The organism is Bauldia sp. (assembly GCF_965232525.1).
Classification (GTDB): Bacteria; Pseudomonadota; Alphaproteobacteria; order Rhizobiales; family Kaistiaceae; genus Bauldia.
In genome coordinates, this window is sequence record NZ_OZ246980.1 from 4,036,308 (window position 1) to 4,050,268 (window position 13,961).

General features: G+C 61.8%; 13 protein-coding genes and 1 tRNA gene. 10 read left to right on the top strand and 4 right to left on the bottom strand.

Annotation, left to right across the window (positions count from 1 at the left end):
* The first annotated feature begins 74 nt into the window (after positions 1 to 74).
* From ACO076_RS19120 to ACO076_RS19140, 5 genes are all read left to right on the top strand, one after another.
* Positions 75 to 878 carry an ATP-binding cassette domain-containing protein gene (locus ACO076_RS19120; RefSeq protein ID WP_421724406.1) on the top strand — a complete coding sequence of 268 codons (804 nt, stop codon included), beginning with the start codon at positions 75 to 77 and terminating at the stop codon, positions 876 to 878.
* Positions 875 to 1,906, top strand: coding sequence for an ABC transporter permease (locus ACO076_RS19125; RefSeq protein WP_421724407.1), 1,032 nt, complete (start codon positions 875 to 877; stop codon positions 1,904 to 1,906). Before ACO076_RS19120 ends, ACO076_RS19125 begins: the two co-directional genes overlap by 4 nt.
* Positions 1,907 to 1,931: 25 nt before the next feature.
* Positions 1,932 to 2,960, top strand: coding sequence for a Gfo/Idh/MocA family protein (locus ACO076_RS19130; RefSeq protein ID WP_421724408.1), 1,029 nt, complete (start codon positions 1,932 to 1,934; stop codon positions 2,958 to 2,960).
* The gene (locus ACO076_RS19135) at positions 2,957 to 3,922 is read left to right on the top strand and encodes a sugar phosphate isomerase/epimerase family protein (protein WP_421724409.1); all 966 of its coding nucleotides are present in this window, start codon (positions 2,957 to 2,959) and stop codon (positions 3,920 to 3,922) included. The genes ACO076_RS19130 and ACO076_RS19135 overlap by 4 nt, the downstream gene beginning before the upstream one ends.
* Before the next feature lie 117 nt (positions 3,923 to 4,039).
* On the top strand, positions 4,040 to 6,124 hold the full coding sequence (locus tag ACO076_RS19140; protein WP_421724410.1) for an alpha/beta fold hydrolase: 2,085 nt from the start codon (positions 4,040 to 4,042) through the stop codon (positions 6,122 to 6,124).
* Positions 6,125 to 6,146: 22 nt separating this feature from the next.
* Here ACO076_RS19140 and ACO076_RS19145 read toward each other — a convergent pair.
* Together ACO076_RS19145 and irrA are read right to left on the bottom strand one after the other, a co-directional pair.
* Positions 6,147 to 6,221, bottom strand: a tRNA-Gln gene (locus tag ACO076_RS19145).
* Positions 6,222 to 6,533: 312 nt separating this feature from the next.
* A complete protein-coding gene (irrA, locus tag ACO076_RS19150; RefSeq protein ID WP_421724411.1) occupies positions 6,534 to 6,980 on the bottom strand; it encodes an iron response transcriptional regulator IrrA in 447 nt (148 codons plus the stop codon).
* Between the two features lie 197 nt (positions 6,981 to 7,177).
* Between irrA and ACO076_RS19155 the strand changes: the two genes are divergently transcribed.
* Positions 7,178 to 7,552, top strand: a complete 375-nt coding sequence (locus ACO076_RS19155) for a YbaN family protein (protein WP_421724412.1) — start codon at positions 7,178 to 7,180, stop codon at positions 7,550 to 7,552.
* A 296-nt stretch (positions 7,553 to 7,848) separates the two neighbouring features.
* Here the strand turns inward: ACO076_RS19155 and ACO076_RS19160 are convergent, their stop codons facing one another.
* Positions 7,849 to 8,964 (bottom strand): SufD family Fe-S cluster assembly protein, encoded by a 1,116-nt coding sequence (locus tag ACO076_RS19160; RefSeq protein WP_421724413.1) that lies wholly within the window; start codon positions 8,962 to 8,964, stop codon positions 7,849 to 7,851.
* A gap of 31 nt (positions 8,965 to 8,995) precedes the next feature.
* Positions 8,996 to 9,718 (bottom strand): ATP-binding cassette domain-containing protein, encoded by a 723-nt coding sequence (locus ACO076_RS19165; RefSeq protein ID WP_421724414.1) that lies wholly within the window; start codon positions 9,716 to 9,718, stop codon positions 8,996 to 8,998.
* A 281-nt stretch (positions 9,719 to 9,999) separates the two neighbouring features.
* On the opposite strand from ACO076_RS19165, the gene ACO076_RS19170 reads away from it, so the two are divergent.
* The 4 genes from ACO076_RS19170 to ACO076_RS19185 all read left to right on the top strand — a co-directional run bounded on the left by ACO076_RS19170 (position 10,000) and on the right by ACO076_RS19185 (position 13,902).
* Positions 10,000 to 10,887 carry an EfeM/EfeO family lipoprotein gene (locus ACO076_RS19170; protein WP_421724415.1) on the top strand — a complete coding sequence of 296 codons (888 nt, stop codon included), beginning with the start codon at positions 10,000 to 10,002 and terminating at the stop codon, positions 10,885 to 10,887.
* Positions 10,888 to 11,270: 383 nt separating this feature from the next.
* A complete protein-coding gene (locus ACO076_RS19175; RefSeq protein WP_421726780.1) occupies positions 11,271 to 11,585 on the top strand; it encodes an antibiotic biosynthesis monooxygenase family protein in 315 nt (104 codons plus the stop codon).
* Positions 11,582 to 13,384, top strand: a complete 1,803-nt coding sequence (locus tag ACO076_RS19180) for an extracellular solute-binding protein (protein ID WP_421724416.1) — start codon at positions 11,582 to 11,584, stop codon at positions 13,382 to 13,384. The genes ACO076_RS19175 and ACO076_RS19180 overlap by 4 nt, the downstream gene beginning before the upstream one ends.
* Before the next feature lie 38 nt (positions 13,385 to 13,422).
* On the top strand, positions 13,423 to 13,902 hold the full coding sequence (locus ACO076_RS19185; RefSeq protein ID WP_421724417.1) for a hypothetical protein: 480 nt from the start codon (positions 13,423 to 13,425) through the stop codon (positions 13,900 to 13,902).
* Positions 13,903 to 13,961: the final 59 nt, after the last annotated feature.

Genomic DNA, 13,961 nt, shown 5'->3' on the forward strand with positions numbered 1-13,961 from the left:
CACAGCGACGAGACGGCGGTCCGCGGCTTCCCGCCCGGACCGCCGATGACGCGCCAACCGGGTGAGCCACATCGATGAGCGACCGCATAATCGAACTCCGCAACATCACCAAGTCGTTCGGGATGGTCCGCGCCCTCCACGACGTCAGCCTGCATGTCGACAAGGGCGAAGTTGTCGGCCTGATCGGCGACAATGGCGCCGGCAAATCGACCCTGATCAAGGTCCTTGCCGGCGTTCATGCGCCCGATGGCGGTGAGATCCGCGTGCGCGGCGAGCAGGTTCATGGCTGGAGCGCCAATCGGTCGCGCGAAGCGGGTATCGAGACGGTGTTCCAGGACCGCGCCCTGTGCGTCCAGCAGTCCATCGTTGCCAATATCTTCATGGGCAAGGAACTGACCAGCGCCTTCGGGTTCCTTCGCAATCGCAAGCAGATTCACGAGGCGGAGCGCTTGATGCGCGACATCGGCTTCACGTCCAAGCTGATCAATCCCAATTCGATCGTCGGCAAGCTCTCCGGCGGCGAGCGCCAGGGCATCGCCATCGCCCGCGCGATCTACAACAACGCCGAACTGGTGGTGCTCGACGAGCCGACCACCGCGCTCTCGATCACCGAGACCGAGAAGGTGTTCTCCTTCGTCCGCGCGGTTCAGGAGTCCGGCCGATCGGTTCTGTTCATCGGCCACAACATCCAGCACGTGTTCGATATCGCCGATCGCTTTGTCGTGCTCGACCGCGGCCGCACGGCGCTGCAGGCGGACAAGGCACAGGTCGACTCGGCCGACGCCATGGTCCACTACATGCGCGACGTCGCCGCCGGCCGCACACCGCACCTCCGGGGAATCGCATCCGAACACATGACCGCGGAGGCGGGACTATGACCACCATCGAAGACCGCGAACAGACAATGGGCGCGGCCGGCAAGAGCCCCGCGCCGGCGCCGACGCAGCACACCGTCCGGTCGCTGCTGCAGCAGAACCGCCTGTGGCTCGGAACCCTCGCCTTCTTCCTTGTGCTGCTGGCGATCTTCATCGTCATCAACCCCCAGGTCTTCCTGAACCCGGCGATCTACCGCTCGATCATGCTGACCGTGCCGATCGCCATCTTCCTCGTCGTCCCGGCGGTCTTCGTCGTCACCGCCGGCGAGATCGATCTGTCCTTCCCCTCGGTGATGGGCCTGTCCGCCTGGGCCTTCGCCATCGTCGTCCAGAGCGGCTACGACCCGTTCCTCGGCATGCTCGCCTGCATCGCGCTCGGCTCCGCCATGGGCTTCGCCGTCGGCGGTCTGGTCGTCTACGGCAACCTGTCGTCGCTGGTCGCGACCCTCGGTATGAACTTCCTGCTCCGCGGCCTGATCATGATCATCTCCGGCGGGCGCTCGATCGCCGTACCGGAGCTGCGCGAGACCACCATCCATTCGATCGTCGCCGGCCGCCTCTTCGATATCCCGATGCAGATGATCTGGGCGGTCGCCTTCGTCATCTTTTGCGCCTTCCTCTACAATCGCCACCGCTTCGGCGCCCATGTCCATCATGTCGGCGACAATCCCGACAGCGCCGAGCAGATGGGGATCAGCACCCGCCGCGTCCGGGTCAGCGTGTTTGCCTTTATGGGGCTTGGCGCCTCGCTCGCCGGCATCGTCTCGCTGATGATCAACTTCACCTGGTGGCCGACCACGGGCGAGGGTTTTCTGCTCGTCGCATTGGCGGCCTTGTTCGTCGGCGGCACCCCGGCCTGGGGCGGCATCGGTACCGTGATCGGCGGGGCGATCGGCGCGGTTATCGTCTCCTTCATGGAAACCGGCGTGGTCGCCGCCGGCATGGACGGCTTCTTCGTTCAGTTCTTCAGCGGCCTGATCATCATCCTGGCGCTGCTCGGCCATCGCTTCCACGGCGGACGGGTGCGCTGAGGGGTCCAACCGTACGAGTACTTCCATGCGCGTCATTCAAGTGGGCTGCGGCCTGATCAGCGGTCGGTGGCTCGACGCCATCAGGGCGCATGGCGATCTCGAACCGGTCGCCCTTGTCGATGTTGACCAGGACGCCGCCCGCGAGGCGGCGGCAAGCCGCGGCTTCGACGTGCCGATCTTCGCCGATGCCCATGACGCCCTGGCCAATGTCGCTGCCGACGTCGTGTTCGACTGCACCCCGCCCAAGGTCCATCGCGACGTCACGCTGGCGGCGCTCGGTGCCGGTCGCCACGTCTTCGGTGAAAAGCCGATGGCCGAGGAGATGGATGAGGCCAGGGCCATGGTCGATGCGGCCCACGCCAGCGGCAAGACCTATGCGGTCATGCAGAACCGGCGGTTCGATCCCAACATCCGGGCGCTCCGCGCCTTCATCGAATCCGGTGCGATCGGCCGGCTCACCACCGTCGACGCCGAATTTTACATCAGCCCACACTTCGGCGGCTTCCGCGAAACAATGAACCATGTCCTGCTTCTCGACATGGCGATCCACACCTTCGACGCCGCGCGCTTTCTCACCGGCGCCAACGCCGAGGCGGTGTACTGCCATGAGTGGAACCCGCGCGGATCGTGGTATGCCCATGGCGCCTCGGCGTCCGCCATCTTCGAGATGACCGACGGCATCGTCTTCAATTATCTCGGCAGTTGGTGCGCCGAGGGCCTGCACACAGCCTGGGAGGGTTCGTGGCGGCTGATCGGCGAGCGCGGCTCCATCACCTGGGACGGCGCCACCGGCCTCCGCTGCCAGGTGGTCGAGGGCAGCGGCGCCTTCATCAACAACCAGGTCGATATCCCCGGTCCCAAGCTGGTCGAAGGCGAGCCCGATACCTGGCACGATCGCGCCATCCGCGACTTCGTCGACAAGATTTCGCGCAGCGCGACGCCCGAGACCGTATGCGACGACAACATCCACAGCCTGGCGATGGTGCTCGGCGCGATCGAAAGCAGCAAGCGGGGTGCCCGAGTCGCCTCGCCCCTCATGGAGACGACAACGTGAAGATTGGTCTGTTCGATCCGATACTCTGGCGCCTCGATTTCGAGGCGATGCTCGACAAGGTCCGCGACCTCGGCCTCGACGCGGTCGAGATCTCGACCGGCGGCTATGTCGGATCGAGCCATTGCGACGTGAAGGCGCTGATCGGCGACGCCAACGCCCGGAGCGCTTGGAAAGGCGCGATCGACGAGCGCGGCCTCACCATCTCGGCGCTCTCCTGCCACGGCAATCCGCTCCATCCCGATCCGGCGGTCGCCGACGACCACCACGGCGCCTGGCGCGATACGGTCGTGTTAGCCGAGTTGCTCGGCGTCGATACCGTAGTCACCTTCTCCGGCTGCCCCGGCGGCGGTCCGGACGACAAGACCCCGGCCTGGCACGTCTGCGCCTGGCCGACCGACCATGCCAAGTCGCTCGAGTGGCAATGGGCAGAGCGGGTCATCCCCTATTGGCGCGAGCAGGCCGAATACGCCGACTCTCACGGCGTCAAGGTCGCCATCGAGATGCATCCGGGGTTCGTCGTCTACCACCCGGAGAACGCGCTGCTCCTGCGCAACGAGACTCGCGCCAATGTCGGCGTCAACTTCGATCCGAGCCACCTGTTCTGGCAGAGGGTCGACATTGCCCGGGCGATCCGCCGGCTCGGCGACAGCATCTATCACTTCCACGCCAAGGACACCCGGATCGACCCGATCGTCGCCGACGTCAAGGGTGTGCTCGATACCACCCCGTACAACGAGGTCGCCGACCGCTCGTGGGTGTTCCGCTCGGTCGGCTACGGACACGACGTGTCCGAATGGAAGACAATCGTCAGCGCGCTCCGTACTGTCGGCTATGATGGCGTGCTGTCGATCGAGCACGAGGACGCCCTCGCCTCCCCCGACGAGGGGCTGGCCAAAGCGGTATCGGCGCTGCGCGAAGCGGTGCTGACCGAGCCGGCGGGCAAGGCCTTCTGGGCGGAGTGATCCGCCGCGCTGTCCGAACTGGCTGGGGCGACAGAATTCGGATTTCAGATCAGGCTGGTCAGAGACCTGATCCGTTGATACGCCTGCGGTGCTGTCAACACAGGTTTGGAGACGGTTTTGCTGAAAATCGGGTTTTCACTGATGCTGTTGCTCGCATCAGCTTCCTTATTCGTCAAAACGGAGGCTGAAGCGTCAGGTCAGGAGAGCGTCGCGGCTCCTGACGTCAAAGAGGTAATCGATGTTCCCCAGGTCAGCGCGCCGCGCATCTCCCCCGACGGTTCTTCCGTGTTGTACACAACAACACGGCCTGACTGGGATCAGAACGTCTACGACAGTGAAGTTTACGTTTCCGTAGGTGGAGAAGCCGTCAAGCAGGTTACCGACAACTCGGGGGCCTCCACGTCGAACGCGCAGTGGGCCGCTGACAGCAACGCATTTTTCTATATCGCTGACCAGGGGCAAGGCCCTCAGATTTACAGACATACGCTGTCGGATGGCTCGGCCGTCTCTCTGACGGCGATTCCCGGCGGTCTGCTGGACTATGCCGTTTCGCCAAATGGAGAGCAGTTGGCATTGCTTCTCGGCGAAGCGCCTGACGCGAAATTTCTTGCAAGGCCCGAGGAGATGGGCAGCTTTACCATCGTCGGCGAAAACAAACCGTCAGCCCATTTGTGGATTTTGGACATCCCTGCCGCAATTGAAAAAGGCGGCGCCGGCCCTGGCGATACGGATGTGATGCGCCGTCTGACCGGCGGTTCAGACTTCTCGGTAACCTTGTTCTCCGAGGCGGGCATACGCCCGAGTTTCTCCTTTTCGCCGGATGGCCGAGAGATTGTTTTCAGCCATGCCGATAGCGCGCTCATCCTGGATTCCATTCGCTCGGATATTTCCATCGTCGATACTTCGACAGGTGATATCCGCCACATCGTCGAGAGCGAACACTGGGACGAAACGCCGGTCTTCTCGCCAGATGGAAAGGATATTCTGTTTGGAAGAACAGTTATTGCGGACTGGCTTGGCGACAAGAGGCTTATGATCGTCCCGTGGGATGGCGGTGAGGCGGAACGCCTTGATATCGACCGTGGACAAAATGTGAGGGATACACAGCCTCTGCTGATTGACTGGGGGCTGCAAGGCATCGACGTGTTCTTTATCGACGGGGTCGACCGTCAGGTTCACAGAATAGACCCTCAAACGGGTGTTGCCGCTCGCATCACGTCCGCACCTGGACATGTCCTAGAGTTCGATGCTTCGAATGACGGCAACTTCGTTACATATCTTGGTGTTGATGCGAAAACGGCACCTGAAATATACAGGCTCGATCTAGAAGACGCCGAAAGTCCTGAACGTCTCTCTGATACAACGAATGCCCTTAAGGGATGGCCCAGCCATAATATAGAGGTTGTTCGCTGGACGGCGGACGATGGGGTTCAGGTCGAGGGTGTTTTGTATGAGCCTGAGGGCATATCTGCTGCCGACACTGCACCGTTGATTATTGTGCTGCACGGGGGGCCGCGAGATGTGGAATACCCTCGGCGTGTCCACGATCAGCTGTATCCCATTGAGCAATGGCTGGCGAAAGGCGCCCGCGTCCTTTTCCCCAACTACCGTGGATCGACGGGCTACGGTTCTGCGTTCCGCAAGCTGCTTGTCAAGAATACGGGCAGAGCGGAAATGCTCGATATCGAAGCGGCTGTTGAGCATTTTCTCTCAGAGGGGCTTGCGGACAAAGACGCCATCGGGGTGGTCGGGCATAGCTGGGGTGGCTACCTGTCAGCGTTCGCAGTCACGTCCACGGACCTTTTCCGCGTGGCCTCGGTAGGCTCGGGCATCACCGACAATCGTGTGAACTATGTGCTTTCGATCGCGGGCGTCGCGGAAGAGGGATATTTGGAGTCCTCCCCCTGGGAAAACGCCGAACTCTGGTCTGCGACCTCACCCATTTCTTATGTCACAGGAGAGGAAGCGCCGACGTTGATTCAGCATGGCGCCGATGATGTCGTCGTCCCTGCTGCAAACGCTCATCTCCTCTACACCGCTTTGTCGGATATGGGTGCGCCGGCGCAGTTGGTGCTGTTTGATGATACCGGTCATTTCGTGACGCGGCCAAAAGAGCTGCGGGCCTGGATGCTGCAAAATCTGGACTGGTTTTCCCGCCATCTCTGGCGCGAGGAACCTGCTGGCGCTGGTGCTGACAACTAGGCGCGAATTTATTCAACCGATCTGGCTGGGGCGGCAGGATTCGAACCTGCGCATGACGGGATCAAAACCCGTTGCCTTACCACTTGGCTACGCCCCACCCGTGCCGGTGTTCGGGCGACTCCGGCCGGCGCCCGTATATCGTTATGTCGAGCGCGGTGCAATCAGGTGCCCTGGAAGCGCGCGGCTAGCCCCGACGCGAGTCGGCCGGACGGTAGCGGTTCAGTTCGTCGATGGCCGTTCTTCGGCCTCCGCCGGATGCCGTATACCAAGGCAAAACCCCGCGCCGATGGCCTGCAGGCAAAAACGTGAGAGGTAGGGATCGCTGCGAAGCTGGCGAGTCCGCACAAGAAATTCGAAATGACCGACGTCCGTCCGCTGGCTGAATCTGGTGGTCTGAGCAGGCTGAAGCCTAGTCGCGAATTCGTCTCAGCCGTACGACCACATCGACGCCAGTCACCTCATATCCCGGCGGCGGCTCTGGCTCTGAGTTGACACCGAGATCATCCGCTGGGATGTCGATTATCTCAAAGCTCTCTTCTATGAAGAAATGATGATGATTGCTGGTATTGGTGTCATAGTACTTCCTCGAACCATCTGTCAAAATTTCTCGAAGAATTCCCGCTTCAGTGAAGCTGTTCAGATTGTTGTATATAGTTGCCAGCGAAACAGAGAGTCCGCGATTTTTGATTTCAAATAAAATCTCTTCGGCCGATAGGTGCCGATCACCTGTTGAAAACAGGATGTCAGCAATATACACCCGTTGATGCGTAGGGCGCAGGCCAGCCTCCTGAAGCAGCTTCTTTGCGGAAAAAGCCGGCTCCGCCAGTGTTTGCCCGCCAAGTTCGGCGCGATTCATGCTGCATCTCCAGATTGCGAACCAACGACGCGATATAAGACTACTTGACGCGAGGGGTCCCATTGTCAGTAGGATCACTTACATTGCATATCGTTCCATAGCAATGGTCTTTACATGAACTGAATCAATATTGGAGTTATTATAAATATAAACTCCGAATGGACTTTGTGCTTGATCCTCATGCAAACGGCCCGCCGATGTTGAGCCCGCGACGCGCCGTTTGGTTCGCAATTGGCACCATGGCGTTAGCCGTCGGCGGGATCGGTGTGGTCGTCCCTGTCTTGCCGACGACGCCCTTCGTGATCCTCGCCGCGTTCGCCTTCGCCAGGAGCGCGCCGTCTTTCGCACGGCGCCTCGAGGCCAGCCGGACCTTTGGGCCGATGATCGTCGACTGGCGCGCACACGGTGCCATCGCCCCTCGCTTCAAGGGGCTCGCCATCGCGATGATGGTCGGCGCGTTCTCGATCAGCGTCGCGCTGTCCGTCTCTACGCTGATCCTTGTGATTCAGGCGATCTGCATGGCGATCGCCGCCGCCTTCATCCTGAGCCGGCCGTCGGGGCCAGCGCAGTAACGAACCCCTATTCGGCTGGAGCCATCAGCCCTCTTGACACCCACCGGGAAAACAGGAGGCCGATCTGCGTAGACCCCTGCTCGTCCTGACCGCTCCCGCCGGCGTTGACCATTGGCTGGCCGCGCGCGACCGCGATATCCGGCTGAAGGTGATCGTCCTCGATGACGAGGCGCCCGTTCCGGCCTCGCCGAACGGATGCAGTAGCCGGTAACCTCTCCCCCACTCCGGAGCACAACAACGGCGGCCTTCTTTGTTGAAGGACCGCCGTTTGATCTGTGACGTGCCGGCTCGGTGCCCTACATGGCGCCGGACTTGGCCTTGGCGATCATCTCTTCCACCGAGGCACGGATCACCGCCGGCAGGTTCTGCTCGTTGAGGTGCAGGAAGCCCTGGATGATGAGGTCGCGCGCTGCGTCGTCGGTCATGCCGGTCGCCATCAGATAGGCCATCTTGTCGGCGCCGATCATGCCGACCGAAGCCTCATGGGAAAGCTGCGCCTCGGCCGCGTTGGCCTTCAATGCCGGAATCGACAGCACCTCGCCGTCGTCCGACAGCTTCAGCCCGTCGCAGCCGAGAAAGCCGCTGACACCGGCGCTGTCGCCGACCAGCATCGCCTTGTTGATGATCGTGCCGCCGGCGGTCACCATCCGCGCCAGGCTTTCGGCGTGGGCGCCGCTTGCCTTGAGATGAATCTCGGAATCGACGACGCGCTCGGTGCCCTCGGGCGCGAACATAATCGCCTGTTCATTGTAGCGCGCGTCTTCCCCGATATACGTCTTGGACTGACCGGCGTGATGGCGAATGGGTGTCATCTGGACCTGCTTGCCCGACACATGCGCGCCCTTGTCGATCTGGGTCCGGCCGTAGCTGTGAACCTCCATGCCGGTCCCCCAATGCTCGATCGACAGCGACCGGCACACCGCGCCGGCCCGCACATAAGTCTCGTCGATCGAGATGTGATGGCCGGCATGAACATTGGGAGGAACCGCGGCGCCGGAGATCATCTCGACCTCTGCGCCCGCGTCGATGACGGTCAGATCGTGGGTGTATTGGCGACCCTGCGGAGTCTCCAGCAACGAAAACGACTGGACGGGAAGCTTGACCTTGGCGCCTTCGCGAACGTGGATGAAATGACCGACCGGATCGTGCATCTGCTCAGCGACCTGACGCACGTGATCGTTCTCCTGCGGGTCGATCAGTCCGAACATCAGATCCTGAACCCAGTCGTGTTTGTTCAGGGCGTCCTTGAGCGAGAGGACCTCGACACCATCGTCGGAGACGGCGGTATGGCGAACCTCCTGATTGACGAGTACGTAGGTTCCCGAGCGGTGAGCGTCGGGCTCGTAGCCGACCTCCGTCAGGAGCTTGCGCTCCTCCTCGCTCAAGCCGCCGGTAACCGTAGCGGTGTCCATGATCGTCTCCTTCTGCGTTGCGCGGGGCCCGCTATGCCGCCGGCGCCGTGTAACCGTCGTGCTGAATGTGCTTGAACAAATCGCGAGCCGGCCCGGAATAGACAAGGTGCCCGTCGACCATCAGATGACCCATGTCAGCTTTGATATAATCAAGAATGAAACCCGTGTGGGTGATGACCAGGCCCGATCGGGCCTCACCCGACGCGGACGGTGTTCGAACCAGTTGATCAACGGCTTTTCCCACCGCGGCGACATGCTCTAGATCAACGCCGCTCTCGGGCTCGTCGAACAGCAGGCATTGGGGCTCCTGCAGCGCCAGCTTCAGGACCTCCCAGCGCTTGGTCTCGCCGCCGGAGAAACCGGCATTGAGGGATCTGTCGCGAAAGCCGTCGAAATCGAGGGACGGCGCGGCCGCGTCATATGTCTTCTGCGCATCGAGCGCGGTCACGAAGTCTTCGACCGTGACATCGTCGAGCGCCGGCGGACGCTGGAACGCCATGCCCAGGCCGAGCCTGGCCCGGGCGTCGATCGGCAGGTCGTTGATCCTCTCACCGCGGTACACAATGTCGCCGCCGACCGCATGAAACGGCGGCAGGCCCATGATACCGGCGAGCAGCGACGATTTACCGGAGCCATTCGGGCCAAGAAGCACGTGAAGCGTGCCGGGTTCGATGGTCAGATCGACCCCGCGAATGACAACCGCATCATCGGCGGCAATATCGAGGTGACGGAGTTCCAGCCGGTTGTCGCCCATACAGATCCTGCTCCTTCGGTTGTAGCCCGCACCCTTTGTGCAACGGGCCGCTCTCCCTCACATGGCGACACCGGGATTTGTTCTCAATATCGATGCTGAATTTTGTCGCGGAAGACAGGAACCACCTTATAGCTAGAATAATTCAAATTCTGACCAAGAATTATTCTTATTAAATACTAAAAAGCAACGACTTTGACTCATGTCATATACTGAAAAATACCAATCTATAATTAATAGGTACGCGATGGAGCGTCATTCATCGCTGTAGACTAGGAGAGTTCATGACTATGAAGCGTATTTCGCGCAGACACTTTTTCCGCCAAGCGGTCGGAGCGGGTGTCCTGGGTGCGGCCGGAACGGCAGCGATTGCATCCAAGATCAGCATGCCATCGATCATCGGATCGGCGCAGGCGAGCGACGGCGCGCTCGATCAAGCCGCGCTCGAGGGAGTCGCCTACTTCCGGCAACGCAATGATGCCCAGATTGCTCTTGTCGATCAGCTTCGCGCTGCGATCGCGACGCGTGACCTGGCGGCCGCGCAGCGGGCCTATGTCGACGCACGACCGCCTTACGAGGAGATCGAAACCCTGGCGGCGTCGTTCGAAGACAGCGACTCCGACATCGACGCCCGGCCCTACTCGTTCGATGGCGGGGAGACGAGCGACGACTTCCGCGGGTTCCACAAGGTCGAATATCTGCTCTTCCGGGACGACGATCTCGACCTCGCGGCGACCTATGCCGACACATTGGCTGAAAGCCATCTCAAACTGCACCGAGAACTCGACGAGCCTCAACGCTACAGCGCCCTTGGCAGCTTCGAAGGGATGATCGGCCTCGCCGAGGAGATCGGCAGCAAGAAGATCAGCAGCGAGGAAGAGACCTGGTCGGATCAGACCCTGCTGATCTTCAAATACAATATCATCGGCATCTACAGCCAGTACCAGCCCTTCTCGGAGGCGGTGGCGGCGGGGTCCGCTCAGACCGACGCCGCGGTCCGCGATGCCTATGAGGCGTTCCGGGCGGCGCTTGAGGGCTACGACACCGGTCCGGGCGAAGCAATGACGCCTTACAGCCGTGTCCGTGTCAGCGAGCGGAAGATCTTTTCCGACGCGACATATCGCTTCCGGGATGCGTTGATCGCAGCGGCGGCTCAACTCAATCTCATCTAGGATCCTCCTTCAGGATCGGCTGACGGGCCATTCGTGTCCCGTCGGCCCCATTGCCCGACCGTCCGGATCGTCGTCCGAAGCGCCCCAGCGGAGCCTGCCGATACGTGCGATCTTGGAGCGCGCGCCATTGTTCGTAGGGAACGCGCGGGACAATCCACAGGCTGTCTTCTAGACTTCCTGCAACGCTATAGCTCGATCGAACGGCGCTGTAGTTTGAATCGAGGCGCTATTTCGAAGATACGCATAGATAAATTCTTCACACGAATTGTAATAATTCGAAAATAGCTGGTTTTTATTGCCGTATCTTTTGAATTGGTATCTGATATGTCCGATTTCGCGGCTCCGATCGTGTGGGTCGCGGCTCCCGAAACCGAGGGTAAGTGGTGTACATCGCGATGAACCGTTTCCGCGTCCGACGCGGATCGGAGTCCGATTTCGAAGAAGTGTGGCTGAACCGCGAGACCTATCTCGCGAAAGAAGACGGCTTCATCGAATTCCATCTCCTGCGCGGGCCTGAGCTCGACGACCACACGCTGTTTGCGTCGCATACGGTGTGGCGAAGCGAGGCCGATTTCCTTGCCTGGACGAGGAGTGAGGCGTTTCGCGCGGCACACAGGAACGCCGGCCAGAACAAGCCGCTCTACATCGGCGGCCCGGCGTTCGAGGGCTTCAAGGTCGTCCATACCGTCAAGCCATGACGCGTGTTCGCAATCTCACCCGGCGCGAAGCCATCGTCCTTGGTGGGGGCGCCGCTCTCGCCGCGATGCCGCGCGCGGCTATCTCGGCCGAGATTCTCAGTCACGGTTACTCGCCGCTGGGAGAGGTCAAATATCGCGCCGGATTCGAGGCGTTCGACTACGTCAACGCATCGGCGCCCAAGGGCGGCACCATGCGGCTCGCCCGCATCGGCGCGTTCGACACGGTCAACACGCTCGTTTATCCGGGGCGCCCGCCCGGCGATATCCGCATGATCTATGATCGGCTGACGGTCGGCAGCGCCGACGAACGCGCGTCCTATTATGGCGCCCTGGCCGAAGGACTGCACGTTTCCGACGACTTCGCTCGCATCGTCTTCCGTCTCCACCCCGAAGCTCGATGGCACGACGGTCGGCCGCTTCGCGCCAGCGACGTCGTCTTCACGTTCGACACACTGAAGGCGCGCGGCGCCCCGTTCTATCGCCAAGCCTTTTTGCCCTTGGCGGTCATCGCCGAGTCGGACGATCGGGTCGTCTTCATCAACGATCGACGTGGCGACCGTGACGTTTTGCGCCGGATTTCGACTATTCCGATTCACCCCGAGCACGTCTGGGGCAACGATCCCGGAGCAAGCCGCGACGATCTGCCAATCGGATCGGGACCCTATCGGGTGACGTCCGTCGACGCGCCGAGGCAATTGGCCCTGGAGCGAGTGGACGACTATTGGGGGCGCGACCTCTCCGTGAACCGGGGCCGCTGGAATCTCGACCGGTTGGTCTTCGACTATTACCGCGACGCCAACGTCGCCCTCGAGGCGTTTCGCGCCAACGACTACGACGTTCGCATCGAGGACGACTCGCAGCGGTGGCGAAACGGTTATGCGGGCGAAGCGTTGTCTTCGGGCGCGATCCAGCGTCACGAGGTCGTCGGCGATGGAGTCGGCGATCTGCACGGACTCGTCTTCAATCTGCGCCGCCGACCGTTCGCCGACCGTCGCGTGCGCCTCGCCCTGGCTCTCGCCTATGACTTCGACGGGATCAATCGGGCGCTCTATGCCGGGTCGCTGCAGCGTTTCGACAGCGTGTTCGGGACCACCAATCTCGCTGCACACGGCCCGGCCGAGCCGACTGAAGAGCGCGTCATCGGACGCTTTGACGACTTGCCGCCGGCGACCCTTGCGACCCCTGACCCACTCGCGGGTCTTCCGCCCCCCGGGACGCGGGAGGCGTTGGCGGTGGCAACCCGCCTGTTGCGCGAGGCCGGCCTCGTCCTGAGCGAGGGGCGTCTCCTTGACCCCGCGACCGATCGACCGCTGGACCTGCGGATCGTCTCGCCCAATCCGATTTACGAACGCCCGCTTGGCTGGCTCGAACAGGCCTGGGCTCGCCTCGGGATCGGCGTTTCCTGGGGACAGGCGGACCCCGCGTCCGCGGCCCGCCAAATGCTCGACCGCGATTTCGATCTCGCGACGCTATCGTGGGCGCCGGCGCAATTGCCCGGCACATCCGAGCGCCTGCTCTGGCATAGCGACCTTGCCGACCAGGATGGGTCCTACGCGCTCTCCGGTATCCGTCATCCGGCGCTCGACGCGACAATCGAGGCGCTCGAAACCGCCAGATCGGAAGACGCATTGCGGGCGGCGGGCCGTACCTTCGACCGGGTTTTCCGACAGTTGATGCCGATGCTGCCGCTCTGGCGCTCCAACGTCATTCGCATCGCATGGTGGAACCGTTTCGGTCGACCGGATCGGGAGATCGAAGGCTTTCCGCCGTCGCCGGTGGATCGATGGTGGAGGGCGTAATGCGTCATCACGAAAATAAAGCGAGCCGGAGAATAACGATGGGGCAGGACGACCATCAGTGCGGAAAGCCGGGGACGACGGTCGCCGAGCTGAATCTGAGTATCGAAGTTATCGCCATCCTCAACACTGCGCGCCGATACTGCATGTCCTTCTCAAACGCTTCTCGGCTCTACTGGGAGGATGCGATCGACGTCGCGGTAGCCGAGTTTGGCGACGCACGCGGCCCGGAGATCGCCGTCGCGGTCCTCAACGTCCCGCGGAAGATGCGCTCCGCGCGCCGCTCCAACTTCATCTTCTACAGCCCTTACTGCCCAGCCTGCTCGGCCAAGGTGACACCCGACGAGGAACGCTTGATCCGGACCATCCAGGCTACGCGCCTGGGCCAAAGCGGCAGCGCGGAAATCGATGCGATGATCTTGTGCGAAGGCAATGGAACCCATCAGTTCCTGCAGGCCGTCAAACGCCTGGTGCGCGTGGCCGGCATCGAAGGTGTCAGACCGACCAAGCGGGTCAGCTAGAGATCGTCAGCGAGACCGAGCGCATCACCAATGATCACTGACCGGAACCCGGGTAGGCG